Source organism: uncultured Ruegeria sp. (assembly GCF_947489545.1).
Classification (GTDB): Bacteria; Pseudomonadota; Alphaproteobacteria; order Rhodobacterales; family Rhodobacteraceae; genus Ruegeria.
Genome location: NZ_CANLDZ010000001.1, coordinates 176,543 through 202,484 on the forward strand (window position 1 = coordinate 176,543; position 25,942 = coordinate 202,484).

Consider the following 25,942-nt stretch of genomic DNA (forward strand, 5'->3'; position numbering starts at 1 on the left):
AACTTTACGCGCGTTAAATTTTTTCTATGCAGACTCCCGTAAAACCAGCCGTGCAGGAAACAAGGTTTCTGTCCGATTTCCAAGTTTCCCTCCGTTTTCAATGAGTTCAAAGAGGGTTTCCACACTGCGACCGGCCACATTGTCATAGTCATGTGCAGCGGTTGTCAGCGACGGGCAGGTGAATCGCGAGAAGGGATGGTTATCGTTTGATGCCACCCGCAACGCGCAATCTTCACGGCGGCCCACCCGAATCCCCATCTCATAGCAAGCCGAAAGAAAGCCAATCGCCAGACGATCATTGCTGCACAGAACCGAGTTTGTTTTCAGCTCCTGACGACCCAGAACCTTGGCCGCTCCTTTGCGCCCGATCTCTTCAAAGGCCCAACCTTCGCCATCGATCTTGATCACATGCGGCTCGAACCCAAGCTGCTCCATCACCTCAATGTATGCCTTGCGCCGCTTATTGGCGTTCGGGTTTGCAGGGGTGCGCATTTCGAAGAAAGAGGGTGGTTCGCCCGTTCGGGTCATGTATTCGACCGTTTGCGATACAAAACTGAAGTTGTCAGACCCAATGAAGGCCGCGCCAAGCCCTTCAAGATTGCTGTCAAACAAGACCGTAGGAACGTTTTCGCAAAATTTCTCAATCGCTGAGCGGTCCGATGCCCTGCCTAAGGGCGCAAGCAGTACGCCTGCGGGTTTCAATGATCGCAAGCTGTCCAGAATTTCATTTTCGAGTTTGTGTTCGCCATGCGAGCTGAAAAGTGAGGGGCGATAGCCCGCCGCGATACAGCTTTGCTCAAGGTACCGCGCGATTTCTGCAAAGAACGGGTCTGCGAGATAGGGCACCACGATCCCAATATTCTTTGTCAGCTTTCTGTTTTGGTTCACTGCGTAGATGTTCGGACGATAGTCGAACCGTTCCAGCGCTTCCTCGATACGAGCCCGGGTTGTCGCCCGAACGCTGTCTGGGTCGTGGAAGTATTTCGACACCGTAGGTCGAGAGAGACCACTGACCGCGGCAAATTCTTCCATGTTTCTAATTTTTGTCATGCTCTCTAACCTGCGGATTCGCACCGTCGCGATCTTACCACTTTTTACATATTCTTTGCGCGCGACAAAAAAATCAACAGCGGGACCCTTGTCGCAGAAACTTCGCAAGACTACAGGTTTCATATGTACGCAGGTATTGATATCGGCACATCAGCCGTAAAAGTTGTCTGTACTGACGGGGTGAAGATCCTGGCCGCGGCATCCGCTGATCTGGACACATCTTCGCCCAAGCCGGGTTGGTCCGAGCAGCACCCCGATATCTGGTGGCAGGCGACGTGCGATGCGTTGCGACAGTTGAGCGACAAAATCAATCTGTCTGACGTGAAAGCCATTGGGCTATCTGGCCAAATGCATGGCGCAGTTCTACTCGACACCGATCAACGGCCTATCAGGCCTGCGATATTGTGGAATGACAGCCGCGCTGCGAACGCGTGCGAGCAACTCCGCGGAGCCGTGCAGGATATCGGTCAAATAGCAGGTGTCCTCCCGCTGCCCGGCTTCACGGCCCCCAAGATCATGTGGCTGAAGCAAAACGAGCCTGAAAACTACAATCGCATTGCGTCGATACTGTTGCCCAAGGACTATGTTGGTTTGCGTCTTCACAGCGAGTTGGCGACAGACACATCAGATGCCGCCGGAACCTTATGGCTGGATCAGGCCGCGCGCGCCTGGAGCAGTGAGATCGCCGAGGCCGCGGACGTGAATACAAGTTGGCTTCCGCAAATATTTGACGGTCACGACATCGTCGGCGCGGTAACCCCTCAAGCCGCTGCGAAAAGTGGATTTCGGGTTGGTGTACCCGTCGTCGCGGGCGGCGGCGATGCGGCCACCGGCGCCGTATCGCTGGGCGCGACAGAACCGGGGCGGGGTTTCATCTCACTAGGGACATCCGGCCAGCTCTTTGTTGCCGGTCGGGCATACAAACCCAACCCCGCAAGATTTGTGCACGCCTTTGCGCATACCCTGCCAGACCGTTGGTATCAGATGGCTGCGATGCTGAACGGCGCGAGACCCATATCATGGATCGGAGGTCAGCTAGGCCTGTCGGCGGCCGAGGTTGTGGCTCTGGCGGAAACTGTCACAACCGATCGCGTGCCTATTTTTCTCCCTTATCTGACTGGCGAGCGCAGCCCTCATGGGGACCCACATATCCGAGCCTGTTTTTTTGACCTCGAAGATGCGACGACGCGCGCAGAAATCTGTCGTTCGGTTGTGGAAGCTGTTGCTTTCTGTTTCGCCGACGCGGCCGAGAGTTTTGGCGATACTCTGTCAAACCTGTCCGAACTGGCCTCAATTGGCGGCGGCAGTCGAAGCGACCTGCTGCTGAGCCTGATCGCCACTGTCACCGAGAAATCCATCATTCGGCCTGATGGGGCAGATTCGGGACCGGCGATGGGGGCGGCAAAGCTGGCGGCTTGCGGTGGTAAAACGCTATGCATCGCCGATCTGGGAGAGCCCCCCCCGGAGATAGGGGCTTTTGAACCTGAAGCAACGCCTGCCCTGATTGACCGGCTGCACAAGTTCCGTTCGCTCTATCAAAAGATCAGAACCGAGGTTTAGACATAGATCTCGCGTTTAGCAGGTGATTGTCGTTCACTTCCCCAGCCTGCCCACAACAGCGTGAAACAGACCCTTACAAAAACTCAAAGGCTGACTTGATCGCGGGCGATAATCACTTGGCAAATGGGCGACGAAATCGCCAATTTGGGTTCTTTATGCGACCTGAAACAAACACACATGTGAAAACCCGCATCAGTTTGCAACTCAGGAAAGTCACATCACACAAAATCAATCGCTTACAAAAGTCACGACTCCAGAATTGCGAACTACCTCGCATTTTTAACCAGTAAAAGGTTGTAACTATGAAAACTACGGCCACAAAAAAGCCGAGCTAAGCGCGGCTTCATTTCAGTGATTTATTAGTTTTGTAGCGCCTCTGTGGCAGCTGCCCGTTCCAAGACGTGTATTTTGGTTTTGTCTGGGTCTCGAACAGGTCCAACACCTTTGTTGTGCAGTCGTTTGAGAACGTGAGTACGATGAAGCCAAGTGCGTCTGATCAATTCTCTCGACGTCATATGTGTACCTTGTAATCGGTCGACATCCTCGCTGCAGCAATGCACAGGACGCCAAGCAGACTTGTACGCGGTGAAGGTCTCATTATTGGCTGCTCTCCTTCGCTCAGCCTCTTCATAGCAACTGAAATGATCTTCGATACTTGCGCCACCCGCCCCCCGTTTCTCTTTGTATTCTGACTTCAAAAGCCCGATTTTCATCTCAACGTTAGCTTTCTTTTTCTCAGCGAGTGCTAGAGCGAAAAAGTGGGTTTCAACACGGATGTTTCCAACGGCACTATGTGCCTGAAGGTCTCGACTAGTGAATAGTTGGGCGAGAGCGTTCTCATTCCCTGAGATCAGAAGGTGACCCTCTGAACTTCCGTTCACGACTTGGAAAGAAGCACTGCCGATGCGAACGCGATCATGAGGATCCCAAAAAGCTCTACCGCCGAGTTCTCCTTGTCTTTTTGCAATCAGTGAACGCGCCCTACCCACACAAGGGACTAAGGAGAAATCACCTAATGGCCGACGCGCTCCAGAACTCCGGCCGCAATCAGTCGGATCAATGTTCGAAAGCCCCGTGCCCCGAGATCAATGCGAAACACAAGTTTGATAGCTTCACAGCCCCAAGCAGCTGATCTGCCAATTCTAACGCTGCCGCATTAGCAACGTCGTCGCTTCTCGAACACTTCAAAAAACCTGGCATTGCGTAGTTCAACAGTGTCTATGCACTTGTCTAGTCAGGACACGCACCTCGTCAACGAAGCCAGAGCTTATGGTCAGGGCGATTATCGCGATCCTCGATCGAAACATGCACGCCAAGGCTTTCACCGAGACCGGTATTCAATGCACCTATTTTGTACAAGTATGGATCTGGAGCAGGATACGGCCGCTGTTTCTTTCTCTAGTCCAGCACGGATTTCGGAAAGTAGAACGACACTGTCCAATTCGGCATATCCACGATTTCACTGATCCGCAGGTCTCCGCAGACCGAACACAGCATATAAGCTTCAAGCGCGGTCATGCCTGTTGTCAATGATATCCAATCAACCATGCCCGAGACCGCATCGCGGGCAGCCTGCATCAGGTCCTCGCCGATACCGGTTGTAGCCCTGTACCCGGCGGTATCGAAATGGCGGGTAACGGGGCCGTTAGTCTCGAACCTCGGGAAGGGCAGGTTTTCGCCTCTGATCAGGTCGATCTTGATGGCCACGTCCATTGGGCTTTCGATGGCAGTACCGCAAATCTCTCCATCACCCTGCGCAGCATGGGTATCTCCCAAAGACAGCATCCCGCCTGCAACCTCGACCGGCAGGTAAAGCGTTGTGCCCACGCTATTGTCGCGGATATCCAAATTGCCACCGACCCGTCGCGGAGGCACAACCGAATGCAGGCCAGGTTCCACCAGTGCCAATCCTATTGTGCCCACAAACGGCTTGAGCGGTACCTTGCCACCGGGACCGAACAGGGCCGGGTCCATCGCCAAGGCATCATATTTCCAGATATGAAGCGCGGCATCGGGAAACTGGTCGGTTAGCAGGCCAAATCCGGGAATGTTGGCGGTCCAACCCCAGCCCGACGGCTTGAAGTCCAGGAAAGAAACAGCGACCGTGTCACCAGGCTCGGCCCCGTTGATGTGGATCGGCCCGGTAACCGGGTTGACCTCGTCAAAAGACAGCTTGCCCAAATCAGCCAGAGTCGAGGACGCGTTCAGCTGACCGCCCGAGCTGTCGATGGTCTCGACCTCGACCGTTTCGCCGGGATCGACACTCAGCACGGGGTCGATGGAGTTGTCCCAACCGAAATGGTGATTGTGTTTGTGGATGGTGTGGTTGCAGCCCATGACTCACTCCTGTCCTTTCAGTAAGAAATCTTCGATTTCGTGGTCGCCCATGATGCCGCCAGGGCGCAGCGCCATTGTCAGCACGATCACAACTCCAAGGGCGATACCCGACAGGCCCAACACCTCGGGCAGGTCAACGCCCAGCAGAACCGGACCGGTTTCCAGCCAGCGTACGCATTCCAAACCGAAGGATATCAGCAAAGTGCCTAGCACCGCCCCTGTGACCGTCCGCATGCCCCCAAGGATCAACATGGCGAGGGTCAGAAAGACGTGGTTGAAATAGAATGGCCGCGCGCTGATCGTGCCGAGGAAAAACGCATAGGCAATCCCGGCTACCGCCAGTAGGACCGCGGACAGGACCCAGGCGATCAGGCGCAGCCTGCGGATGTCCACACCCATCGCTGCAGCACCGACTTCATCATCGGCGCAGGCGCGCAGCTGGATGCCCCAACGGCTTTCTCGGAACAGGCGCACGACGAACAGCACGATCACCGACAGGATCACGATTGATGTCAGCGAAAACACCTGTGGAATACCGAAGAATGCCTGATTTCCCTTGAATATATCGGTGCGGTACAAAAAGACCGAATGCACAATGACCAGAACGGCAAGCGAAAAGATGGTCACACCCGACCCTGTCAAGCGCACCACGAACAACCCTATGATCAGGGCCAGCACCGCCGTGATCACGATAGCCAGAAAAGCCGAGCTCACCGGATCCAGTGAAAAGGCATTCAGCCCCCAGGGCGCATCGGGCAGGGAAATGGCTTTGACCGTCACTGGGGTCACACAGATCGCGGCAACATAGGCACCGATGCCCATGAACGCGCTGTGGCTGAGATTGGTCAGACGCGCATTGCCCATGAAGACCTGCATCGCCAGCACGACCAGCAGGTTCACAAAGGCGCTGTAGACCAACCGCAACTGATAACGCGAGCCGAAATAGGTCACGATCAGGCCAATGGCGATCAGCACGGCGGCAAGGATCGCGGCTCCGACCAGCCCGCGTTTCTGACTGGGGTTCAGGATCATATCTTGTCCCCCTTCTCGGTTCGGGGGGACAGGATGCCGTCCGGTCTCCAGACAAGAACTAAAGCGATGATGCCAAAGACAAAGGCATCTTTCATGCCGCCGTATTCCTGTGGCAGCAGGACCAGCATGGCGACCTCGATCGCGCCAAGAAGAAAGCCGCCCAGCACCGCGCCGGGCAGGCTGCCAAAACCACCAACCACGCAGGCTACAAAGGCCTTGAGCACCGGGTTGAATCCCAGATGCGGATCAACCGACCCGCGTCGCGCCATGATAAAGATACACGCCAGACCGGCCAGAAGGCCCGACACCATGAAGGCCATGGCAAAGACCCGGTTCGATCTGACGCCGACCATGCGGACCATCTCAAAATCCAGCGAGGCGGCGCGCATTGCCAGACCCAGCGTCGTGCGCTTCAGAAACAGCATTAGGCCGATGATCACCAGAACGGTCGTCACCGCCTCGAACACCTGAAGCGAGGACACCTGCACGCCCATGAGCCGCACCGGCCAGTCCAGAAAATAAAGTGAGGTGACAGCCACCGGCCGGGGCGACACTACCAAAAGAAACACGTTTTGCAGGATGATCGAAACGCCGAAGGCGGTCAGCAAACCCGTGGTTGGGTCCGCATAGCGCACGGGCCTGAACGCCACCCGTTCCAGCGTCAGCGACATCAGGACTGCCGCAGCAATCGCGCCGCCGATGACGATGAAAGGGTTGCTCAGCGCCAGCGCGGCAAAGGCCACCATTGTGTAGCCGCCAACCGCGATCACTTCGCCATGGGCGAAATTCACCAATCCCATGATCGAAAAGACAATCGCCAGACCCAGGGCGATCAGCGCGTATTCCGCCCCAAAGGCAAGGGCGTTCATAACCTGCTGGGCCACATACTCCATATCAGGCGATCCCCGTGAGTTCTGCCATCAGCGCGCTGCTTTGGCCCAGTGTCTCTTTTGTTCCTTCTGCCACGATCCGCCCGTTGTTCAGAAGATAGGCGTAATCCGACAATCGCAGCGCCTGCGTGGCGTTCTGTTCCACCAGCAGGATTGTCATGCCGTCAGCCTTCAGTTGTTCGATCATCTGAAAGATCTGGGTGACGATCTTGGGGGCCAGCCCGAGGCTGGGTTCGTCCAGCAGCAGGATCTTGGGTCGGGTCATCAGCGCACGGGAAATGGCCAGCATCTGCTGTTCACCGCCTGACAAGGTGCCCGCCAACTGGTCGCGACGCTCACCCAGGATCGGAAAGGTTTCAAGCCAGCGGCTTATGTCGGCGTCCTTGCCATCGCGGTCAGGGCGGGTTGCACCGCCCAGAACCAGATTTTCTTCGACACTGAGGTTTGAGAAGATCCGCCGCCCTTCGGGCGCCACGGACATGCCTGCCTGCACGCGTGATTCCACCAGCAGGTCCGAAATGTCGGCCCCGTCGAACGCAATCTGCCCCGACGATCGGGCCACGCCCATCAGCGCCGAGATGGTCGAGGTCTTGCCCGCCCCGTTCGGGCCCAGCAAGGACACACAGCGGCCCTGGTCCACGGCAAAAGAGATGCCGCGCACGGCCTCGATCGGACCGTGTGAGACGATTAGGTTTTCTACTTTCAGCATCGGTTCGGGGCCGGGCGCGGGAAACGCACCCGGCTGTGTGCTCAGTTCCAATCCTGCGGCGTGTTTTCCGGGATCTCGTTCGAGATCAGAACCCGCTTGCCATCCTTGAAGCCAATCACCGGGATCGTGCGTTGGGCATAGGTCTTGGTATCCTTGAACGAAATACTATCGACCGTCATGACCGGGATGGACTCGGCATTGCGGATCGTTTCTGCAATGACCGCCGGGTCCGAGCTGCCTGAGGTTTCGACCGCCCAGGCAACGGCCTTCACCGTGTCAGCGCCGGTTGCGGGGAACAGGCCGGGCATATCGTGGCCGATTTCCTTGCAATCAGACATAAACTTTACCACCGCGCTTTCGTCGTGGCTGGGGGCCAGCGTTGCGAAAAACACCTTGTCCAGGATCGATGGATCATCCGCGGCCACAGCATCCAATGATGGGTCATCAAACCCATCCGACCCCACGACCCAGGCATCAATACCTGCGCTGCGCAGCTGACGCACCAGAACACCGATATCCGGCATGATCGAAGAGATATAGACCGCGTCAATTCCTTCTCCCAGCGCTTTCATATCCGCGATCTGCGGAGACCAGTCAGATGTTCCGAAGCTGAAATTCATCTTGGCAAGCACTTTGCCACCGCCTTCTTCGATCACATCGCCGAACCACAAGGGGGTGCGCGCGGACCACGAACCGCCTTCGTCCGAAGTCAGCAAGACCACGTTCTTGACGCCCTGGCTCAGCGCATAGTTTGCGGCAGCCGTTGCGGTGAACGGATCGGGTGATACGCCGGTAAAGAAGTTGTCGACGATACCCGCGTGCATCTCGACCTGCGTGGACTGCGGCTGAAAGATCGACACGCCGTAAGGCTGGGCGATCTGCGCTACCGGGATCATCGTATCCGAGAACGGTGTGGTGCCCAGCATCACGACTCCTTCGTCCAGAAACTTCTGCGCCAGCGAGATTGCCGCTTGCGTATCGCCCGCAGAATCCTGCACCAGCACTTCGATCTTCTTGCCGCCTGCACCGCCTTCGGCGTTTATCATGTCGGCCATACAGCGCGCGCCCAGATATTCGGAATAAATCGCCAGATCGCCGGTCATCGGCACACCCAGCCCGATTTTGATCGTGTCTTCTGCAACAGCCGGAAGCGCCAGGCTCATGGCGGTCAGAGTGGTAAGGGTCAGCTTCTTCATACTCTCTCTCCTGTTGAAAGCCGCCTGCGTCACGCGGCCCGTTCATCGGTTTCGCCAAGATAAGCGTCAATAACCTCTTGGTTCTTGGTTATGTCTTCGGGCGCGCCTTCGGCGATGACGGTGCCCATGTTCAAAACGGTGATCCTGTCGCACAGCGACATGATGAATTTCAGATCGTGGTCGATGACCAGGATCGCGCAGTCCGAATGCGACCGAACCCAGCTCAGTGACCGGCCCAGAGCGTCAGTTTCCTGTTCGTTCATTCCGGCGGCGGGTTCATCCAGCATCAAGACGCGCGGATTCAGGGCCAGCGCACGCACGATCTCAAGACGCCGCAGCTGCCCGTAGGCCAGCGAGCCTGCGCTTTTGTTCAGTTTATCCGACAGGCCAAACTCCGGGATTGCAGCCTCCACCATCGCAGAACCCCGCCCGGAATAGCGGGCCACGTCGATATTCTGGGCCACGCTGAGGCTGGGAAAGACCCGAAGGTTTTGAAAGGTACGCGCCACTCCCAGCGCGGCGCGTTGATGCGCGCGCAGGCGGTCCAGGGGTTCGCCATCCAACGACAGGCTTCCCGCCGAATGGGCCAGCAAACCCGAAATCAGGTTCACCAGTGTCGTCTTGCCCGCCCCGTTTGGGCCGATCAGGCCCCGCACCTCGCCCGAGCTGACGGACATGGTCACATCCTGGACCGCGTGAACCCCGCCAAAGGTCTTGGTGATGTCGTTCAGGTCAAGCACGCGACAGCTCCTCGACCAGCTCGGCTGCGGTAACCTGCCGGCAATAGCCGTTGATCGCGCGCAGGGAGTTTTCGTGGCGCTCCGGAGTGTAAGTCAGGCACGCATCGGTGACCTGCGTCACCAGATAGCCCAGATCGCAGGCATCCCGGATCGCGCTTTCGACGCATTGATCGGTGATCAACCCGGCCAGAACCACCTGCCGGACGCCCAGATTGCGCAGGATGTAGTCGATATGCGTGGACACAAAGACCGAGGATGACGATTTGGGCAGTACAATCTCATCCCCCACGGGCGCAATCTGATCGATCACTTTTCCGTCCCAACTGCCTTTGGGAACAAGAAAGCCTGTGATTTTGTAGTCCAGCGACCGGTCGCGCCCGTCCAGTGTCAGGCTTTCGATATTGGTATACATGACTTCGACCCCGGCGGTGCGGCAGGCGGCCTGAATGGCTTGCATGTTGGGGATCACACGGGAGTCCAACTGATCGAAGTACCAGCCATATTTCTGCTGAAACTCGGCCGTTGGCAGGTCCTTGAACTCTGCTCCGCTCCGATGGGCCGAGAAATTCTGCACATCGATAAACACAAGCGCGGATTGCGACGGGATCAGAGCAACGTTGCGAGTCAGGGTCATGGCTTGGTCTCCAATATCCGGGTGAAGGCATCCGCCAGAAGTTGCGCCCAGTCTGCCGCGCCTGTTTCATCGCGGATCAGGTCGTTGCGGATTTCGACCAGAGAATGCGACAGGCCGCGCGGTTCGACGAAATGCGGGATGAACCAGTCGCTGTCGCTGTCGATCTGGTAGGGCTGGTTCAGTGCCAGGAGCAGATCCGGGCGGCTGGTCAAGATATGGTCGATGACGGCCTGCCCCGTTGCCTGGTCCGCACGTGTCAAGAATCCTGCGTGCCAAGGTCGGGACTCATCTGCAACACGCGGGGTGAAGGAATGGATCGACACGGCCAACGTCCGCGGAATTCGGTCGAGCATGTTTTCGATGGCGGCATTTAGCGGCGCCACAATCTCTCTCTGGCGTGCGATCCGTTCGGGGTCGGTCAGGTTCAGATTTGCCGGAATCTGTTCTCCGAAGCTGTGCGGCGGAATAGAATCTGGGGCAGCTAAGGGCCGGTTGCAGTCAATAACAAGCCGGGAATAACGCTGCAAAATCAGTGGGGCCTGCAACCGGTCGGCCAGTTGCCGCGCCACGGTCTCGGCGCCAATGTCCCAGCCGCGGTGACTGGCCCGCACCTCTTTCGATACACCCAGATTGCCCAGCTTTTGCGGGATCGCCTGCCCGGCATGCTCGCACAACAACACGACCGGCGCGGCGCTGTCGCGATTAACCCATTCCACCGGGGCAGGGTCCCCCGTGGTCAGCAGGTTCTCGAATGCGAGTGTTGTGGTCATGCGCCCCACGTTAGAGAACAAGTTTTTTCAGAGTCAATTAAAAATGTATTGACTGAAATTTTCTTTCCATGCGATCCGTTTTGATCAGGAGGTGTCTGTGTGCTTATTAGGCAAAGAATTGAGGCGAAGGCTGAAAGCATGACTGCGAGTGAACGCAAGTTGGCCGCTGCCTTGCTGAGCGATTATCCCTATGCGGGTCTGGTATCGATCCAGGAATTGGCCCGCCGGGCCGAGGTTTCGGCCCCATCCATATCGCGGTTTGTGATCAAGATAGGATTGAGCGGCTATCAGCAGTTCCAGCGCGCCTTGCTGTCCGAACTGAAAGAAGGGGAACGCTCGCCTACCGATCTGCACGGTGAGGGGCGCAGCGTCGATGGCGGGTTTCTGCGGGATTTCATAGCGCGCGCCTCGTCCCAGATGGCGTTGTCCGCAGAAGGCATCACCGAGGCGCAGTTTCAGCGCATCTGCACCCTGCTGAGCCAGCCCAAAAGCGATGTCTACACGCTTGGTGGGCGGATCAGCGACACCATCGCGCAGCACCTGTCTTTTCACCTGCGTCAAACCCGCAGAGGCGTGTATCATCTGCCTGCAAACCATGAGGTCTGGCCTGAATACCTGCTGCGGATGAAGCCCGCGGATATCTTGTTTTTGATTGATTTTCGTCGCTACCAACCGGCGCTGGCTCAGCTGGCAGCCTCCGCAGCGCAGGACCGCGGGGTGCGTGTCGTGTTGATGACAGACAAATGGCTTTCGCCCATATCACGCCATGCCGCAGAAATCTTGCCAGTGCCCATCGAAAGCGGCACACTCTGGGACACTTACACAGCGGCATTGGCCGTAACCGAAGCGCTGGTAACCCGTATTGCCGAAGACAATTGGGACCAGACGAAATCCCGTATCGAAGCCTGGGATGCCCTGCGATCCCACAACCAGGATCCGACATGACGATACCTAAAACGCCACTGATTTTTGTCGCCACATCCGACCTTGCCGGTAAACTGCGGGGTAAGGCATTTCCAGCCGAGCAGCTCAATAAACGTTTGCAACGCGGCGTTGGATGGACGCCGACCAACGTGCAAATCAATTGCTTTGATGAGATCGCCGAAAGCCCCTTTGGCGCCTTGGGAGATCTGCTGCTGATCCCTGATGCGCGGGCTGAGGCGAAGGCTGAATTTGGCGAAGATTTGGGCCTTCATTTCATCATGGGGAACATCGTCACGCTAGAAGGTGAGCCTTGGGACTTTTGCACGCGCGGTTTGCTCAGCGCGGCGCTAAACCGGCTGCACTCGGTTGCAGGCGCGCATCTGGTGGCCGCGTTCGAACACGAGTTCCAACTTAAAGGTGCGCCACAACCGGTGGGCCAGGCCTATGGTCACGGCGGTTTTAGCCAGCAACGCGACTTTTGTGAGACCTTGGTCGACGTTATTGCTCAGATCGGTTTGAAGCCGGATTCCATCATGAAGGAATACGGCCCCAACCAGTACGAAGTGGTCATCGGTCCGGAACAAGGTGTGCGGGCCGCCGACGCTGCCATCATGGTGCGCGAATTGACCTACGCCACCGCACGCGCCTATGGCGAACAGGCCACCTATACCCCCATCCGCGATGTCGCGAGCGTCGGCAACGGAGTTCATATCCACATGAGTTTCGTGGACGACGAGGGCACACCATTGACCTATGACGCAAACGGGTCTTGCAGCATGTCCGCGCTGACCGCCTCCTTCGCTGCGGGGGTTCTCAAATATCTGGACGCTATACTGGCGCTTACCGCACCGTCGGTGATTTCTTATGAACGTCTAACACCGCACCGGTGGTCGGCGGCGTTCAACAACCTCGGTTTCCGTGACCGTGAGGCCTCTTTACGGATTTGTCCCGTGACCGCCAAGGATCCGACCTCAATCGCTCGGCAATTCAACATCGAATACCGCGCGGCAGACGCGGCGGCCTCGCCCCATCTTGCGCTCGCGGCCGTCGTTTTCGCGGGAGCGCAAGGAATCGAAGAGGGTCTGGCCGCCCCGACCCCGACCGAAGATGATTTGTCGTTGTTGGATGCCTCTGAGTTGGCCAAAAGGGACATCGTGAGACTCCCGCAAACATTGGAAGAGGCGCTGGACCGGTTCGTGAGCAACCCGGTGGTGACAGGCTTGTTCCCGGACGGCTTTGCGCAGGTCTATCGCGCACATAAACAGTCGGAGATTAAAAAAACTGCAGAATTGGACACGGATGCTCGCTGCCGTTTGTATGAAGACACGTATTAAGGGCAAGCTACCTGGGTATTTTCGACTGGTATCATTCAGTTGCTTAGCGAACGACCGACTTGGGAGCGTGAAGCGGACGCAAGAATGGTGCCGGCTAAATGGCGGCTCAGGGCCGTTGTAGGGCGCTATGCAGGCAGCAGTAGCGACTACTGCTGCGGCGCACACGAGATCTGTTTGATGCCCAAACCACTTGATACTGCGCAAACCTGAATGACGGGTTTCTCACAGTCATAGTCCGGGGCTACAGTTGGACATTTTGTCGAAATTCTCGGGTAACAAGTTCACGCAGCGTGAAAAAACATGGAACCCCTTCACACTATCCGCAGCAACCATCGCCCAACTGAATTGGTGGGCAAGGAACGGTGGCGTAAGAGCAGTAGACACAACAGTCGCCTTCCATGGGTTTCAAAACTGTCTTGCATGACCTGCACTCGTAGAACCACTGGCAAGCATCCGTAGGCATTTCTTCCGCTTCGCTGTGCCCACACGCTGGGCACGTCAGTGTGCTTTCAAGCACCACAGTTTGGTCCGTCATTGTCTCACATCTGCATTATTAGGAAATCGTTGATCCGAGCCTCATAGAAAACGACAACCCAAGCCAATCCGGTCATCGCGGTCGTGCCCAAAAGCCACCACTTCAACTTTGGCAGTGAACCGCGCTGATAAGACATCAGCCAAGATACCATGACGAGCACGGTTGAAATCGCCAATACATAGAAGCTTGCCGCTGCTATCTCCCCAAAGACTGCCATCCAACTGCCGCCTATTCCCATCAGCATCATCGTCATGGGCAATATGCAGCACGTCGCGACCCCAAGTGCTGACAGCGATCCTATGTAACTGAGGCTAAGGTACTTCTGCATTTCCGTTTCTTACGGCCCTTTTTGTGAGGAGTTGTCTAAGCGATCCGGTCTTATATAACTTCTGTAGTCACTACAGGATCAAGGTAGGAAATCTCACATGTTTGCGATTGGGGAAGCATCTCGGCAAAGCGGAGTTGGCATTGAAACGATCCGCTACTACGAACGCGAAGAGATCGTACCCAAGCCAGAACGGGCATCAAATAATAGACGCATGTACTCCACGCAGGATATTGGAAGGCTTCGCTTCCTAAAAAAGTGCCGTGAACTAGGCTTTCCGTTGGCCGATGCGAAGACGCTCCTCGAACTATCCGAAGGCGACAGCGAGGATTGCCAATCCGCTAAGGGCTTGGCGGGGCACCACATCTTAAATGTGCGCAAAAAGATAAAGGAGCTTAAGCGTCTGGAAGCGGCATTGACTGAACTTACAGCCAATTGCGACAGTGGGAATGTTTCCTGCCCAATGCTCTCTCAACTCCGCTCCATGTAGTGGAAATTTGGGCGTTGCGCGGCCCTCTGGTACGCGCGCTGTATTGGGTTTGAACCCGGGCTGGGTTCGCCTCGTGAAGTACATTCGACCAAAAAACCCACAGTGCTAACGGTGTTTCTGATCCTTATTAAGGGGCTTGGGAGTGTTGTGCGTACGTTATCCAATGAGTTCGCTGGCGCTGAGCAACTCTTTCATCGTCATCGGCGGCGCGATTGCTGCGGCGATCCTGATGTCGCTGGCGTTGGAACGGGTGGCGTTCAGGCCCGTACGCGGCGGCGCCGATGGTTTGACCGATCCAGAAATGCTGGGTCTGTTGTGGCAGACCCCGGTTGGCAACGTTCTGGTCTATCGGGTTGCCAACACGGTTCTGATAATCGTCGGAGCATTCATGTCCTTAGTCGGCCAACGGATCGCACTTGTCGGTGGATTGATCGCTTTGTTTTGATTTGTTCAGATCGGACATGTTCCTGAATTGAAATTACGGAGCGTCCGTTTGCTATTGCTGCTGCACATTCCGGGCATTGCGTTTTGGATCGGCGCCCTTGGACTGTTGTGTGCCCTGTCGCAACGACCTGAATATCGGAGCAACGCGGCTGTGTTGGGGCATCGGTTTGGGCAGGCAGCTTCAGTTATTGTCCCTGCATTGATTGTGGCGGAGCTGCTGATAGCTTGGATGTTGCTGGGATATCTATGCGCTTTGACGACCACTGGCTACGGACAAACTCTGCTGATCAAGCTTGCACTTGCCGGCGCGGTCCTGACGTTGGCGGCTGCAAACAAACTCCGCTTCGTTCCTGCTATGCAGGCCGGGACGAGAAAGCTGCGCGCCACTTAGCACGCTCCATTGAAATCGAATCTGCGGTCATTCTGGTAGTGCTTGCAGCAACCGCGACGCTCACTAGCGTTTTGACTCTACCGAATTGAGGTATCCCATGAACGGGCGGGATTTTTTGATCATCATATCTTTCAGCTTCGCAACAGGCGCAAGTGCTGGTCACGAATTGCACGACCGGGACTCGGCCAATCGGCAGGCCCCACACGCCGAACAATGAGTGTCTTGCCATGGCGTCAATCTCGAAGGAGGGCAGCCGGATTGGCAGACGCCCGATGACAACGGCATTCTGCCTGCGCCGCCGCATGACGAGACCGGCCATACATGGCACCACGACAACCGGCTTCTATTCGAATACACCCAGCTGGGTGGCGCGGCGGCGCTGGACGCGCGCGGCGTCAACGGCTTTGCAAGTGGCATGCCCGGATTTGGTGATACCCTCACCAATGACGATATTTGGGTCATTCTCGTCTACATAAGGTCCATTTGGCTTGAGCGAGTTCCGGAAAATCAAGCGGGCCGCGATCCACCGCACCAGTGACGCAGTGTTTTCGAAGTCGGCATAGGAGATTGACTGACAAAAGTCCGCATGTTTGTGCGATGTGTAACTTCGGCTGAACCCGAATTTTGCAAATGCGACGAATGACCGCAATACGGGCTGCAAATGCAGAATGCCAGCCGTCTGCATGATGTCTCTCATGGGCCGTCCGCCGCTACTGTTGGAAGTGAAGTACCGCCACGCTGGCTAGGGTCGGCGCCAAGCTTAAGTGGCTCGAACTAAGCTAGTCACTTGTGTCAGCCCTCTCGAAACATCGACTGATAGCTCGACGGTGACGTGCGAAGGTGTCTATGGAATGCTCTGCGCATCTTCTCCTGATCACGAAAGCCGCAGGCCTTCGCGATGATTTTAAAACTAAGTGTTGTTTCAATCAGAAGGTTTCGCGCGGCGTCCACCCTCATCTTCTCTAGCGAATTGGCCGGGGTCAAACCCACGCTCGCTGCATAGCGACGCGAAAAGCTGCGAGAACTCATCGAGCATCTTTCGGCCATATCGCTGACACTGATGGAGTGGGCCAGATTGCCCCGTAGCCAATCATGTAGCGGAGCAAACTCGCCTTCTGCATCGCGCGTTTGACGGGCAAGATCGGAGCTGAACTGTGATTGTCCGGCCGACCGGATCATGGGCGTCACCAGAGATCTGGCCAAGTGAAAGGCGGGCGCAGCACCCAGGTCTTCGCGGACAAGCGCTAGGGCCATGTCAATGCCAGCGGTAATGCCAGCGGAAGTCCAGATCGAACCATCCTTGATGAAGATCGGGTCTTCTTCGACTTGCACGTTGGGAAACCGGTCTGCGAGTTGGCTGCAATCCTCCCAATGCGTCACGGCTCTGCGTCCATCGAGCAATCTCGCCTGAGCGAGAACGAATGCGCCACAGCAGATCGAGCAAGTGCGTCTGACGCTTGTCGACAATTCTCCGATTTCGCGAACCAACCGAGTGTCGGTCTCGGCTACCCGCGCCCCGTCGCCACCCACAACTACCAAAGTGTCGATCTTCGCAACTTTGGCACCATCCCGAAGCCCGGCGAGCGGCACGGTGTCAATCTGAACGATTGTGTTGGTCGGGACCGGGCCTCCTGCTATGGACGCGACGTGGGTATTATAGGCAAGATCACCGGTGTCACCCTCGCACGCTCGACTGAAGACATGCAAAGGTCCAACCAAGTCGAGCAAGACGATGCCTGGGTAAACAACGAACACGACGTTCGGTTTGTCGGGTGCGGGATTGGGTGAGTTGGCATGAAAAGGGGGCATGTTGTCATTCATGCCACAGGCCGCATCATGTATCCAGTGAGCGACAGGTAATGGAGACACACCATGAAAACGCTCGCCGCGCTGGTTTTCCCCGGCTTCCAAACACTGGATTTCTTTGGACCAATGGAGATGCTTGGAGACCCCAAATACGAGATCCGGATCATAACTGTCGCACAAACGAACGCCCCGGTGACCAGCCGTCACGGTCAGAGGATCGTGCCCGACACAACAATAGCTGAACGTTCCACCTACGACTTGCTCTTAATCCCCGGTGGGGATGCCGCGTTGGAAGAGTGTACCAATGCGGAGATGCTTCAGTGGATTAGGGATGTCTCCGAGTCCGCGGAACGTGTGATGGCCGTTTGCACAGGCACAATCGTCTTGGGAATGACCGGCCTCATCAATGAAAGACGCGCAACGACCAACAAGCAAGACTTCACCGCTACCATCCATCACGCGCCCAAGGTTGATTGGGTTAAAGAGGCGCGATGGGTGGAAGACGGGAAGTTCTTTACGTCCTCTGGTGTCTCAGCAGGAATGGATATGGCTCTAGCTGTCCTCGCGGACCTCTATGGGGACGAAAAGGCCGAGGCGACTGCAGTCGGGACGGAGTATTCATGGCACCAAAATCCACATGAGGACCCGTTTGCAAAACTCGTCGGGTTGGTGTGATGGCTTAAGCGCACTCGGCTCCAGTCGATGAAACGTGGATCGAAATTGAAAACAAAGACGAATTTGGGACCCGACGAGTGCGCGGCGAGTGTCCGAAATGCGGGCTGCAACCGCAGTATTGACAGGCGTCAGTCTACGGCAGCAACGGGCCGAGAGAGCTGCGTCAAAGAGCGCCGACTGCTTGCAATCGCGCTATTACGAGACTGGTCATGTTGGCGCATCGTGTGCCGCTAAATGGGAAGATTGCTTCGAAGCCACCCCGGACCCGGTTTTCAATTGTAGTTTGCAACCTGCGGCGGGGGTGAAAAATGCGTGTTCTTACCGTTATCGGGTTGATCTGAAGCTGACTTGCGATGGCGAGAATACTCATTTCTTCTACTTCGCACAGCAGAAACGGCGGTCGCAGATGGGGTGGCAGATCGGAAACGGCAGTTTCAAGCAAGTCTCTCAATTGGGCGCGCCCAAGCGCTGTGTCGGGCAGTTCAGAGTCTTGTCCGGGGAACATAGTCACATTGGGTGCGCTGGTTTCGTTCACGGTGTCGTACTCTTCAACAATACGCGCTTGTCTGCGCTCGTGCAGACCGCAGTTTCAATCACTAGGAAAATATGGCGCAGCTTGTGAACGGCCTCAGATGATACCCGAGACCACTCATTCGCATCACCCGTCAAATGACCTATTGAAACGTTTAGGTCATGTCGCATGAAACGCCACACAAAAGTTACATTAACAAATGGCTAACTACATTTCGAGTGCCCGCAACTGCGGCAGGTCATGCAGCCCTCAATCATAACCATGTCAAATTGACCACACGATGGGCATGCTTTGCCGCGTGGCGCATCCATGTTCACCACTTGCGCCTTTGGGTCAGACTTGAGACCCATGCCTTCGCCCTCAAGAAAGCCAATATTGACCATGTGCTGTTCGATCACCCCGCCAATCGCGGCCAAAATCGAGGGGACGTACTTGCCTTTGACCCAAGCCCCACCGCGCGGATCGAAAACAGCCTTCAGTTCTTCAACAACAAAAGAAACATCCCCGCCACGACGGAACACAGCAGAAATCATACGGGTCAGCGCAAGCGTCCAGGCATAGTGCTCCATGTTCTTCGAGTTGATGAACACTTCAAACGGGCGTCGGCGCCCACCGATGACGATATCGTTGATAGTCAGATAGATCGCATGCTCACTATCCGGCCATTTCAACTTGTAGGTCGACCCCTCCAGTGATTGAGGGCGATCCAGCGGTTCGGACATATAAACGACTTCGCCGCCATCAACCTGGTGGGGCGCGTCAGCACTTTCGCCCGGCACCTTGTCTTCGCTCTCTGATACGGTCAGAACCGATCCGGTCACGTCATTCGGGCGATAGGTGGTGCAGCCTTTGCAGCCCTGATCCCACGCCTGCATGTAGACGTCTTTGAACGCATCGAAACTGATGTCTTCGGGACAATTGATCGTCTTAGAGATCGAGCTGTCTATCCATTTTTGCGCCGCCGCCTGCATTTTGACGTGATCCGTCGGCGACAAGGTCTGTGCATTCACAAAGTAGTCTGGCAGTTCCGCTTCACCAAACTTATCGCGCCACATCTGCACGGCATAGTCGACCACTTCCTCTTCGGTGCGCGAGCCGTCCTTTTGCAGCACCTTGCGCGTGTAGGCATAGGCAAAGACAGGTTCGATTCCGGAAGATACGTTCCCGGCGTACAACGAAATGGTCCCTGTCGGCGCAATCGAAGTCAGCAGAGCATTGCGAATGCCATGTTCGCGGATCGCGTCGCGCACGTCGTCATCCATCTGCTGCATGGTACCGCTGGCGAGATAGTTCTCGGCGTCGAACAGGGGGAAGGCCCCCTTTTCGCGTGCCAAATCGACCGACGCCAGATACGCGGCGCGCGCAATCGCGTGCAACCAGCGCTCGGTCTGACGCGCCGCTTCGTCGGACCCATAGCGCAGTCCCAGCATCAACAGCGCATCCGCCAGACCGGTCACGCCGAGCCCGATGCGCCGTTTGGCCTGAGCTTCAGCCGCTTGCTCAGGCAGTGGAAACTTCGACGCATCCACCACGTTGTCCATCATCCTGACGGCAGTGGCGACAAGGTCCTGCATCGCGGTCTCGTCCAAATGCGCACTGCGCTCAAACGGCTCTGCAACCAGACGTGCCATATTGATCGACCCCAGCAGACAAGCGCCGTAAGGCGGCAATGGCTGCTCACCACAGGGGTTCGTCGCTGAAATGGTTTCGACATAGCTTAGGTTGTTGGCTGCATTGATGCGGTCGATGAATATCACGCCCGGCTCGGCATAGTCATGAGTCGCCTGCATGATCTTGTTCCAAAGGTCACGGGCTTGGACGGTGTGATAGACCTTGTCACCAAACACCAGTTCCCAAGGGCCATCGGCTTTGACCGCTTCCATAAACGCATCGGTCACCAGCACCGACATGTTAAACATGCGCAGGCGGGCCGGGTCGGATTTAGCGGTTATGAAATGCTCGATATCCGGATGATCGCACCGCATCGTCGCCATCATCGCACCGCGGCGCGACCCGGCGGACATTATGGTGCGGCACATCGCGTCCCACACGTCCATAAAGCTCAACGGACCCGACGCATCGGCGGCCACCCCATGCACGTCAGCGCCACGCGGGCGAATGGTCGAGAAGTCGTATCCGATCCCCCCACCCTGCTGCATGGTCAAAGCGGCCTCTTTCAACATGTCGAAGATACCGCCCATGCTGTCTGGGACCGTGCCCATGACAAAACAGTTGAACAGCGTTACCTGCCGCGCGGTACCCGCGCCCGCAGTGATGCGCCCGGCGGGCAGGTATTTGAAATCTTCCAATGCCGCGTAGAACTTTCCTTCCCAATGCGCAGGGTTTTGTTCCACCCGGGCCAGATCGCGCGCAATACGTCGCCAACTGTCTTCAACCGTCTGGTCGATAGGCGTGCCATCCGCTTGCTTGAAGCGGTATTTCATGTCCCAGATCTGCTCGGCGATGGGGGCGGCAAAGCGGCTCATTGGTGATTCCCTGTCTAGAAAGAGGTATCCAGAGTAGCTCATTTGGCACGCTTACCACAACACCTTGATGACGACAGATCATGAGCTACAATATGAAGACGGGTCTCGGGACGACTCTGTGGGAAAGCTGTGGATAAGTACGTAAACCTCATAAAACTCTCAGTTGGGTCGGAAAGCGTCGACACACTGATCGAATGGCAAGACAGCCGTAAACCGCTTTATGAGGACGGATTGCCGCGTCATGTCACACGCATGTGGCCCAAGCGACAGACCGAGATTCTGAGCGGTGGATCAATCTATTGGGTGATTAAAGGCGTGGTTCAATGCCGCCAGCGCATTCTGAGGCTGGATGAGGTCATAGGCGAAGACGGTATCCGCCGCTGCGCCATTGTATTGGAGCCCGAAGTGCATCGCACCCAGAACGCACAAAAACGGCCGTTTCAAGGCTGGCGCTATCTGAAACCCGAAGACACCCCCCCGGATCTGCCCAAGGGTCGATCTCAGGACGATGCCTTGCCCGATGACCTTAATCGTGCGCTGGCTGAAATCGGCGTGCTGTAGCCTCAGCCAAGCCGATCCAGCAGGTCTGTCAGAACTTGTTTTTCTGCGGCGTTGTATTTGGATATCCGACTACGCCACAACGTTGCTTGTGATTTTAGGATCAGCCCGTCAGACAGGATTTTCAGGTGGTTGGCCCGCAAGGTTTCCCCGGTCGAGGTGATATCCGCAATCGCCTCAGCTGTTTCGTTCATTACCGTGCCTTCGGTCGCGCCCTGACTGTCGACAAGGGTGAAATCGGACACTCCGGCGTCAGACAGAAATTCCCGAACCAGGCGATGGTACTTTGTCGCAATCCTCAATCGGTGTCCGTGAGTTTTGCGAAACGCCGCTGCGACAGCGTCCAGATCATCCAGTGTATCCACATCAACCCAACATGCAGGCGTCGCGATAATCAGATCAGCCTGACCAAAGCCCAAAGGAGAAACCTCTTCGACCTGCTGTTCCCAACGCGGCAGCTTTTCCTGCACAAGATCTGTGCCCGTAACCCCAAGGTGGATGCGCCCGGAAGCCAAGTCGCGCGGAATTTCACCTGCAGACATCAGAACCAGAGAAACTCCGTCGATACCATCGACTTTGCCCGCATATTCCCGCTCGGATTCACTGCGCGACAAGGTGATGCCACGCTTTTCAAACCACGAGAAGGTCTTTTCCATCAAACGACCCTTGGATGGCACGCCAAGTTTCAAGCTCATGAGGCGACCCCCTCGATCTCAAGCATCAGATCCGGTCGGAGCACGCCACCGACGGCTGGGATTTCTGCCCCTTTGCCCAGTTGGCGCGTCAAGGCGTCATACCGCCCGCCCGTTGCAATCGGAGGCAGGTCGGGACGACCTTCGGCATAAAACCCAAAGACAAACCCGTCGTAATACTCCATGGAGGTCCGGCCATAAGCCGCTTCGAAATCCAGCTTTTCGACATCAACACCCCGCGCCTGAAGCGCTGCAATTCGACGCTCTAACCGGTCCAGAGCTGGCGTGATCTGCGGTAGATCCACTGCTACATCACGCAATTGTTCCAACGCAAACGGCATGGTTTCACGCACGGCCAGCAAGGACTCGAGACCCGCAAGCTCGGTGTCAGAAATGGGTGGGGTCTCACGATCCTCGCGCAGCGCTTCGATCCGCGCTTCAATTTCCGAGGGGCGCCGCTTGCCGACCATCGGCATCTCATATGCCATCGGATCCTTCGCATCCAAAAGACCGGCTCTGTGTTCCGGCTCAGGTTTCCGCCCTGCGAACCGATCCAGCAGAGTGCGAAACCGGCGGGGGCGCCAAAGATGCCGCATCAACGCGGCCTTGCGCCGATCCGTTGTGCGCAATCCTTGCACCGCAGCCGTTAGTATGCCGATATCCCCTGTGGCGGCGCGCAAAGGTAGTCCGCGCAACTGCATGGCAAAAAGCGAAAATACTTCTGCATCGGCCCCAGCGGGATCGTCGCGATCAAAGACTTCGTAGCCCACCTGAATGTATTCGTTCGCCCGGTCGGGATCATGTTCCTGTCGCCGAAAGACCTCACCTGAATAGGTATATCGCGCGGGTTCTGCGCCTTCGTTCATATGCATCTGAACAACGGGCAGAGTAAAATCGGGGCGCAGCATCTGTTCGCCCCGCAGAGCGTCGGAGGTGACATAGGCGCGCGCGCGGATGTCCTCACCATAAAGGTCCAGCAACGTCTCAGCCGGTTGCAGCAAGGGCGGGTCCACGACCCGCGCCCCGGCGGCCTCAAACCGCAGGCGCATCGCCGCAGAACGGGCCTGTATCTGAGAACGGTTGGGCATAGTTCAGTCCTGACTGTCCAAAATTTCGCGCACTTTGGCGACCAAATCGCCGCGCGGCACTTCGAACTGGCTGGGGCGTTCTTTCCATTCCTCCAGCGTGGCGCTTTCGGCAATCTTTGCACCCAGGATCAAATCCTTGATCTGCACGATGCCACTCGCTTTTTCGTCACCACCTTCGATCACGGCGATCGGAGAATTGCGCTTGTCTGCATATTTCAGCTGATTGCGAAAGTTCTTGGGGTTTCCCAGATAGACCTCGGCGCGAATGCCAGCATTGCGCAGTTCAGCCACCATTGCCTGATAGTCTGCCATACGGTCACGATCCATGACGGTCACGACAACAGGTCCAGTGGCTTGGGCACTGATACGACCCTTTTCGCGCAGGGCGGCCAGTAGCCGATCAACTCCGATAGAAATACCAGTTGCCGGGACTTCTTGTCCGGTAAAGCGTTTCACCAGATCATCATAGCGACCGCCGCCTGCTACGGACCCAAACTGCCGCTTGCGGCCTTTTTCGTCGAAGATTTCAAAGGTCAGCTCGGCTTCGTACACAGGCCCGGTGTAGTAGCCGAGGCCACGGACGACCGATGGATCGATCTCAATCCGATCCGCGCCATAGTCACCCGCAGCCAACAGCGCACCAATCTGTTCGAGCTCGGCAATACCATCCGCGCCGATCTTACTATCACCCACAGCAGCCTGCAGATTGGCCAGTGTTCCCGCGGTATCCGTAGCTTTGGAGGTCAGGAACGCAATCACAGGTTCCGCCTGATCATCGCTGAGGCCGACACCGTCGATAAACGCGCCCGACGCATCCACACGACCCTTGGTCAGCAACTCGCGCACCCCGGCTTCTCCGACTTTGTCGAATTTGTCGATGGTGCGTAGTACGTTGTCGCGGGCAGCGACATCATCGCCCAGCCCCATTGCTTCAAGTACACCGTTCAAAACCTTGCGGTTGTTGACGCGCACCAAATAGTCGCCGCGCGGAATACCCACGGTTTCCAGCGTATCCGACAACATGGCACAGATCTCGGCATCAGCCGCCATTGAGGCCGTGCCTACCGTATCCGCATCACATTGATAAAACTGACGATACCTCCCTGGTCCGGGTTTTTCGTTGCGCCAGACGGGCCCCATCGCATAGCGACGATAAGGCGTCGGCAGGTCGTTACGGTGCTGCGCATAAACGCGTGCCAAAGGCGCGGTCAGGTCATAGCGCAGGGCCATCCAGTCGCCCTTGTCATTCTCGTCAACTTCCTGCCACGCAAACACACCCTCGTTCGGGCGATCTACGTCGGGCAGAAACTTGCCCAGCGCCTCAACCGTTTCAACCGCGCTGCTTTCAAGCGCGTCAAATCCGTAGCGATGATAGACGTCCGCAATGGCCCGCAGCATCTCGGTGCGCTGCGTGACTTCCTGGCCGAAATAGTCGCGGAACCCTTTTGGCGTGATGGCCTTGGGGCGGGGCTGTTTCTTGGGCTTGGCCATTTGGGGCGTCCTTGGGAGTTAGTCGTTCCGCGCGCGGTCTATCCCATGGCCGGGATCGGGGCAAGCCAACGCGCGGCCGCACAGCGCGGTTTCACTGGTCATGCGCTTGCCGGGCCGCTATGAGCGAGACAGACACAAGCCCCCACAGGAACCCGATATGCAGCATCTGGAAGAACAGATCGCCCATCTGACCCGTACGGTTGAAGACTTGAACGCAATTGTCACCCGGCAACAGGACGAGATTGATAACCTCACCCGCCGGGTTGAGATCCTGATGCGACGCGAAGGGGAACGGGCTCAGGAAGGAACAGGCGGTATCGTCTTGGGGGACGAACGCCCACCGCATTACTGAAGGTGCGGTGAATTTAAGGAGTTGTACAACACTCAGAGCGTGGATGTTACGACTTGTACAACACCCTGAACGACGCAAACCGCCCCAAAAGGCAGCAGACGGAGATAGCCGATGACCCAAAAACTTGCGCTTGTGACCGGGGCTGCCCGTGGCATCGGCTTGGCCACCACAAAGCTGTTTTTACAACAAGGGTGGCAGGTCGCAATGGTGGACCGGGACGCGGATGAGTTGAAGCTGGCCGCTGAGGGGTTGGGCAGTGCGCAGCCGTTTTTCTACGACATCTCGGTCCCGGAGCAAGTATCCGAAATGGTTGAGGCGGTACTCCACCATTTCGGGCAGATCGACGCGGTCGTGAACAATGCGGGCGTAGCGGATTTTGGTCCTATCGAAGAGGCGGATTTTGCGACCTGGCGACGGGTCATGGAAACCAATCTCGACGGTGTATTTCTGGTCAGTCAAGCGACTGTGCAGCCCTTGAAGACCAGCAAAGGCGCAATCGTCAATATCGCGTCAATATCAGGGCTCCGCGCCAGCACTTTGCGCGTGGCATATGGCACATCAAAGGCGGGGGTCATCCACCTGACGAAACAGCAGGCGGCGGAACTGGGTGAGTATGGCGTCCGGGCCAACTGTGTCTGTCCCGGTCCGGTCCGCACCAAACTGGCGATGGCCGTGCACACGCCCGATATCATCGCAGCTTATCACGACGCGATCCCCTTGAACCGCTATGGGTCGGAACAAGAGATCGCCGAGGTGATCTGCTTTCTGTGCTCGGACAAGGCCAGCTATGTGACCGGACAGGTGATCGCATCCGATGGCGGGTTTGACAGCACCGGCGTCGGGCTGCCCGCGCTTCGTCAGGACTGTTAGGAGGTCACGAAGCTAAGCCGCAACAGACCTG

At 56.8% G+C, this 25,942-nt stretch carries 28 protein-coding genes; 11 read left to right on the top strand and 17 right to left on the bottom strand.

Features of this window, described 5'->3' with window-relative positions:
* Nucleotides 1-24: 24 nt before the first annotated feature.
* Nucleotides 25-1,050: a LacI family DNA-binding transcriptional regulator gene (locus Q1B13_RS00860; protein ID WP_299077060.1), complete on the bottom strand. Its 1,026-nt coding sequence runs from the start codon at nt 1,048-1,050 to the stop codon at nt 25-27.
* A 123-nt stretch (nt 1,051-1,173) separates the two neighbouring features.
* Here Q1B13_RS00860 and xylB point away from each other — a divergent pair, with 123 nt between their 5' ends.
* Entirely contained in the window at nt 1,174-2,610 is a 1,437-nt protein-coding gene (xylB, locus tag Q1B13_RS00865) for a xylulokinase (RefSeq protein ID WP_299077063.1), read from the top strand.
* A 1,398-nt stretch (nt 2,611-4,008) separates the two neighbouring features.
* Here xylB and Q1B13_RS00870 read toward each other — a convergent pair.
* The 8 genes from Q1B13_RS00870 to Q1B13_RS00905 are packed head-to-tail and all read right to left on the bottom strand — an operon-like array spanning nt 4,009 to nt 10,918.
* Complete coding sequence (locus Q1B13_RS00870; protein WP_299077067.1) at nt 4,009-4,947, bottom strand: acetamidase/formamidase family protein; 939 nt, start codon at nt 4,945-4,947, stop codon at nt 4,009-4,011.
* Nucleotides 4,948-4,950: 3 nt separating this feature from the next.
* Nucleotides 4,951-5,979 carry a branched-chain amino acid ABC transporter permease gene (locus tag Q1B13_RS00875; protein WP_299077070.1) on the bottom strand — a complete coding sequence of 343 codons (1,029 nt, stop codon included), beginning with the start codon at nt 5,977-5,979 and terminating at the stop codon, nt 4,951-4,953.
* On the bottom strand, nt 5,976-6,872 hold the full coding sequence (locus Q1B13_RS00880) for a branched-chain amino acid ABC transporter permease (RefSeq protein ID WP_299077073.1): 897 nt from the start codon (nt 6,870-6,872) through the stop codon (nt 5,976-5,978). The genes Q1B13_RS00875 and Q1B13_RS00880 overlap by 4 nt, the downstream gene beginning before the upstream one ends.
* Nucleotide 6,873: 1 nt before the next feature.
* Nucleotides 6,874-7,578, bottom strand: coding sequence for an ABC transporter ATP-binding protein (locus tag Q1B13_RS00885; RefSeq protein WP_299077902.1), 705 nt, complete (start codon nt 7,576-7,578; stop codon nt 6,874-6,876).
* A 41-nt stretch (nt 7,579-7,619) separates the two neighbouring features.
* A complete protein-coding gene (locus tag Q1B13_RS00890) occupies nt 7,620-8,774 on the bottom strand; it encodes an ABC transporter substrate-binding protein (RefSeq protein WP_299077076.1) in 1,155 nt (384 codons plus the stop codon).
* A gap of 29 nt (nt 8,775-8,803) precedes the next feature.
* On the bottom strand, nt 8,804-9,514 hold the full coding sequence (locus Q1B13_RS00895) for an ABC transporter ATP-binding protein (RefSeq protein ID WP_299077079.1): 711 nt from the start codon (nt 9,512-9,514) through the stop codon (nt 8,804-8,806).
* Nucleotides 9,507-10,148 (bottom strand): isochorismatase family cysteine hydrolase, encoded by a 642-nt coding sequence (locus tag Q1B13_RS00900; RefSeq protein ID WP_299077082.1) that lies wholly within the window; start codon nt 10,146-10,148, stop codon nt 9,507-9,509. Before Q1B13_RS00900 ends, Q1B13_RS00895 begins: the two co-directional genes overlap by 8 nt.
* A complete protein-coding gene (locus tag Q1B13_RS00905) occupies nt 10,145-10,918 on the bottom strand; it encodes an N-formylglutamate amidohydrolase (protein WP_299077085.1) in 774 nt (257 codons plus the stop codon). Before Q1B13_RS00905 ends, Q1B13_RS00900 begins: the two co-directional genes overlap by 4 nt.
* 99 nt (nt 10,919-11,017) lie before the next feature.
* On the opposite strand from Q1B13_RS00905, the gene Q1B13_RS00910 reads away from it, so the two are divergent.
* A complete protein-coding gene (locus tag Q1B13_RS00910; protein ID WP_298933674.1) occupies nt 11,018-11,863 on the top strand; it encodes a MurR/RpiR family transcriptional regulator in 846 nt (281 codons plus the stop codon).
* Nucleotides 11,860-13,176 (top strand): glutamine synthetase family protein, encoded by a 1,317-nt coding sequence (locus Q1B13_RS00915; protein WP_299077088.1) that lies wholly within the window; start codon nt 11,860-11,862, stop codon nt 13,174-13,176. Before Q1B13_RS00910 ends, Q1B13_RS00915 begins: the two co-directional genes overlap by 4 nt.
* A gap of 316 nt (nt 13,177-13,492) precedes the next feature.
* Here the strand turns inward: Q1B13_RS00915 and Q1B13_RS00920 are convergent, their stop codons facing one another.
* Complete coding sequence (locus Q1B13_RS00920; RefSeq protein ID WP_299077091.1) at nt 13,493-13,711, bottom strand: GDCCVxC domain-containing (seleno)protein; 219 nt, start codon at nt 13,709-13,711, stop codon at nt 13,493-13,495.
* A gap of 4 nt (nt 13,712-13,715) precedes the next feature.
* Nucleotides 13,716-14,039: a hypothetical protein gene (locus Q1B13_RS00925; protein ID WP_299077096.1), complete on the bottom strand. Its 324-nt coding sequence runs from the start codon at nt 14,037-14,039 to the stop codon at nt 13,716-13,718.
* Between the two features lie 97 nt (nt 14,040-14,136).
* On the opposite strand from Q1B13_RS00925, the gene Q1B13_RS00930 reads away from it, so the two are divergent.
* The 4 genes from Q1B13_RS00930 to Q1B13_RS00945 all read left to right on the top strand — a co-directional run bounded on the left by Q1B13_RS00930 (nt 14,137) and on the right by Q1B13_RS00945 (nt 15,899).
* Nucleotides 14,137-14,526 (top strand): MerR family transcriptional regulator, encoded by a 390-nt coding sequence (locus tag Q1B13_RS00930; RefSeq protein WP_299077099.1) that lies wholly within the window; start codon nt 14,137-14,139, stop codon nt 14,524-14,526.
* Nucleotides 14,527-14,689: 163 nt separating this feature from the next.
* On the top strand, nt 14,690-14,971 hold the full coding sequence (locus tag Q1B13_RS00935) for a hypothetical protein (RefSeq protein ID WP_299077102.1): 282 nt from the start codon (nt 14,690-14,692) through the stop codon (nt 14,969-14,971).
* Between the two features lie 27 nt (nt 14,972-14,998).
* Nucleotides 14,999-15,361: a CopD family protein gene (locus Q1B13_RS00940; RefSeq protein WP_299799590.1), complete on the top strand. Its 363-nt coding sequence runs from the start codon at nt 14,999-15,001 to the stop codon at nt 15,359-15,361.
* 217 nt (nt 15,362-15,578) lie between these two features.
* Nucleotides 15,579-15,899 carry a cytochrome c gene (locus Q1B13_RS00945; RefSeq protein WP_366870796.1) on the top strand — a complete coding sequence of 107 codons (321 nt, stop codon included), beginning with the start codon at nt 15,579-15,581 and terminating at the stop codon, nt 15,897-15,899.
* 254 nt (nt 15,900-16,153) lie between these two features.
* Here Q1B13_RS00945 and Q1B13_RS00950 read toward each other — a convergent pair whose 3' ends face one another.
* Entirely contained in the window at nt 16,154-17,170 is a 1,017-nt protein-coding gene (locus Q1B13_RS00950) for a GlxA family transcriptional regulator (RefSeq protein WP_299077108.1), read from the bottom strand.
* 63 nt (nt 17,171-17,233) lie between these two features.
* Between Q1B13_RS00950 and Q1B13_RS00955 the strand changes: the two genes are divergently transcribed.
* Entirely contained in the window at nt 17,234-17,842 is a 609-nt protein-coding gene (locus Q1B13_RS00955; protein ID WP_299077111.1) for a DJ-1/PfpI family protein, read from the top strand.
* Nucleotides 17,843-18,005: 163 nt separating this feature from the next.
* On the opposite strand, the gene Q1B13_RS00960 is transcribed toward Q1B13_RS00955, so the two are convergent.
* Both Q1B13_RS00960 and Q1B13_RS00965 read right to left on the bottom strand, forming a co-directional pair.
* Nucleotides 18,006-18,377, bottom strand: a complete 372-nt coding sequence (locus tag Q1B13_RS00960) for a sigma factor-like helix-turn-helix DNA-binding protein (RefSeq protein ID WP_299077115.1) — start codon at nt 18,375-18,377, stop codon at nt 18,006-18,008.
* Between the two features lie 200 nt (nt 18,378-18,577).
* On the bottom strand, nt 18,578-20,860 hold the full coding sequence (locus Q1B13_RS00965; protein WP_299077118.1) for an adenosylcobalamin-dependent ribonucleoside-diphosphate reductase: 2,283 nt from the start codon (nt 20,858-20,860) through the stop codon (nt 18,578-18,580).
* Nucleotides 20,861-20,989: 129 nt separating this feature from the next.
* Here Q1B13_RS00965 and Q1B13_RS00970 point away from each other — a divergent pair, with 129 nt between their 5' ends.
* The gene (locus tag Q1B13_RS00970; RefSeq protein ID WP_298933692.1) at nt 20,990-21,421 is read left to right on the top strand and encodes a DUF1489 domain-containing protein; all 432 of its coding nucleotides are present in this window, start codon (nt 20,990-20,992) and stop codon (nt 21,419-21,421) included.
* 2 nt (nt 21,422-21,423) lie between these two features.
* Here the strand turns inward: Q1B13_RS00970 and hisG are convergent, their stop codons facing one another.
* The 3 genes from hisG to hisS are packed head-to-tail and all read right to left on the bottom strand — an operon-like array spanning nt 21,424 to nt 24,689.
* Entirely contained in the window at nt 21,424-22,113 is a 690-nt protein-coding gene (hisG, locus tag Q1B13_RS00975) for an ATP phosphoribosyltransferase (RefSeq protein ID WP_298933693.1), read from the bottom strand.
* Entirely contained in the window at nt 22,110-23,198 is a 1,089-nt protein-coding gene (locus Q1B13_RS00980) for an ATP phosphoribosyltransferase regulatory subunit (protein WP_299077120.1), read from the bottom strand. The genes hisG and Q1B13_RS00980 overlap by 4 nt, the downstream gene beginning before the upstream one ends.
* A 3-nt stretch (nt 23,199-23,201) precedes the next feature.
* Nucleotides 23,202-24,689 (bottom strand): histidine--tRNA ligase, encoded by a 1,488-nt coding sequence (gene hisS, locus Q1B13_RS00985; RefSeq protein WP_299077123.1) that lies wholly within the window; start codon nt 24,687-24,689, stop codon nt 23,202-23,204.
* Between the two features lie 157 nt (nt 24,690-24,846).
* Here hisS and Q1B13_RS00990 point away from each other — a divergent pair, with 157 nt between their 5' ends.
* Complete coding sequence (locus Q1B13_RS00990; RefSeq protein WP_299077126.1) at nt 24,847-25,041, top strand: SlyX family protein; 195 nt, start codon at nt 24,847-24,849, stop codon at nt 25,039-25,041.
* A 111-nt stretch (nt 25,042-25,152) separates the two neighbouring features.
* A complete protein-coding gene (locus tag Q1B13_RS00995) occupies nt 25,153-25,911 on the top strand; it encodes an SDR family NAD(P)-dependent oxidoreductase (RefSeq protein ID WP_299077129.1) in 759 nt (252 codons plus the stop codon).
* Nucleotides 25,912-25,942 lie beyond the last annotated feature (31 nt).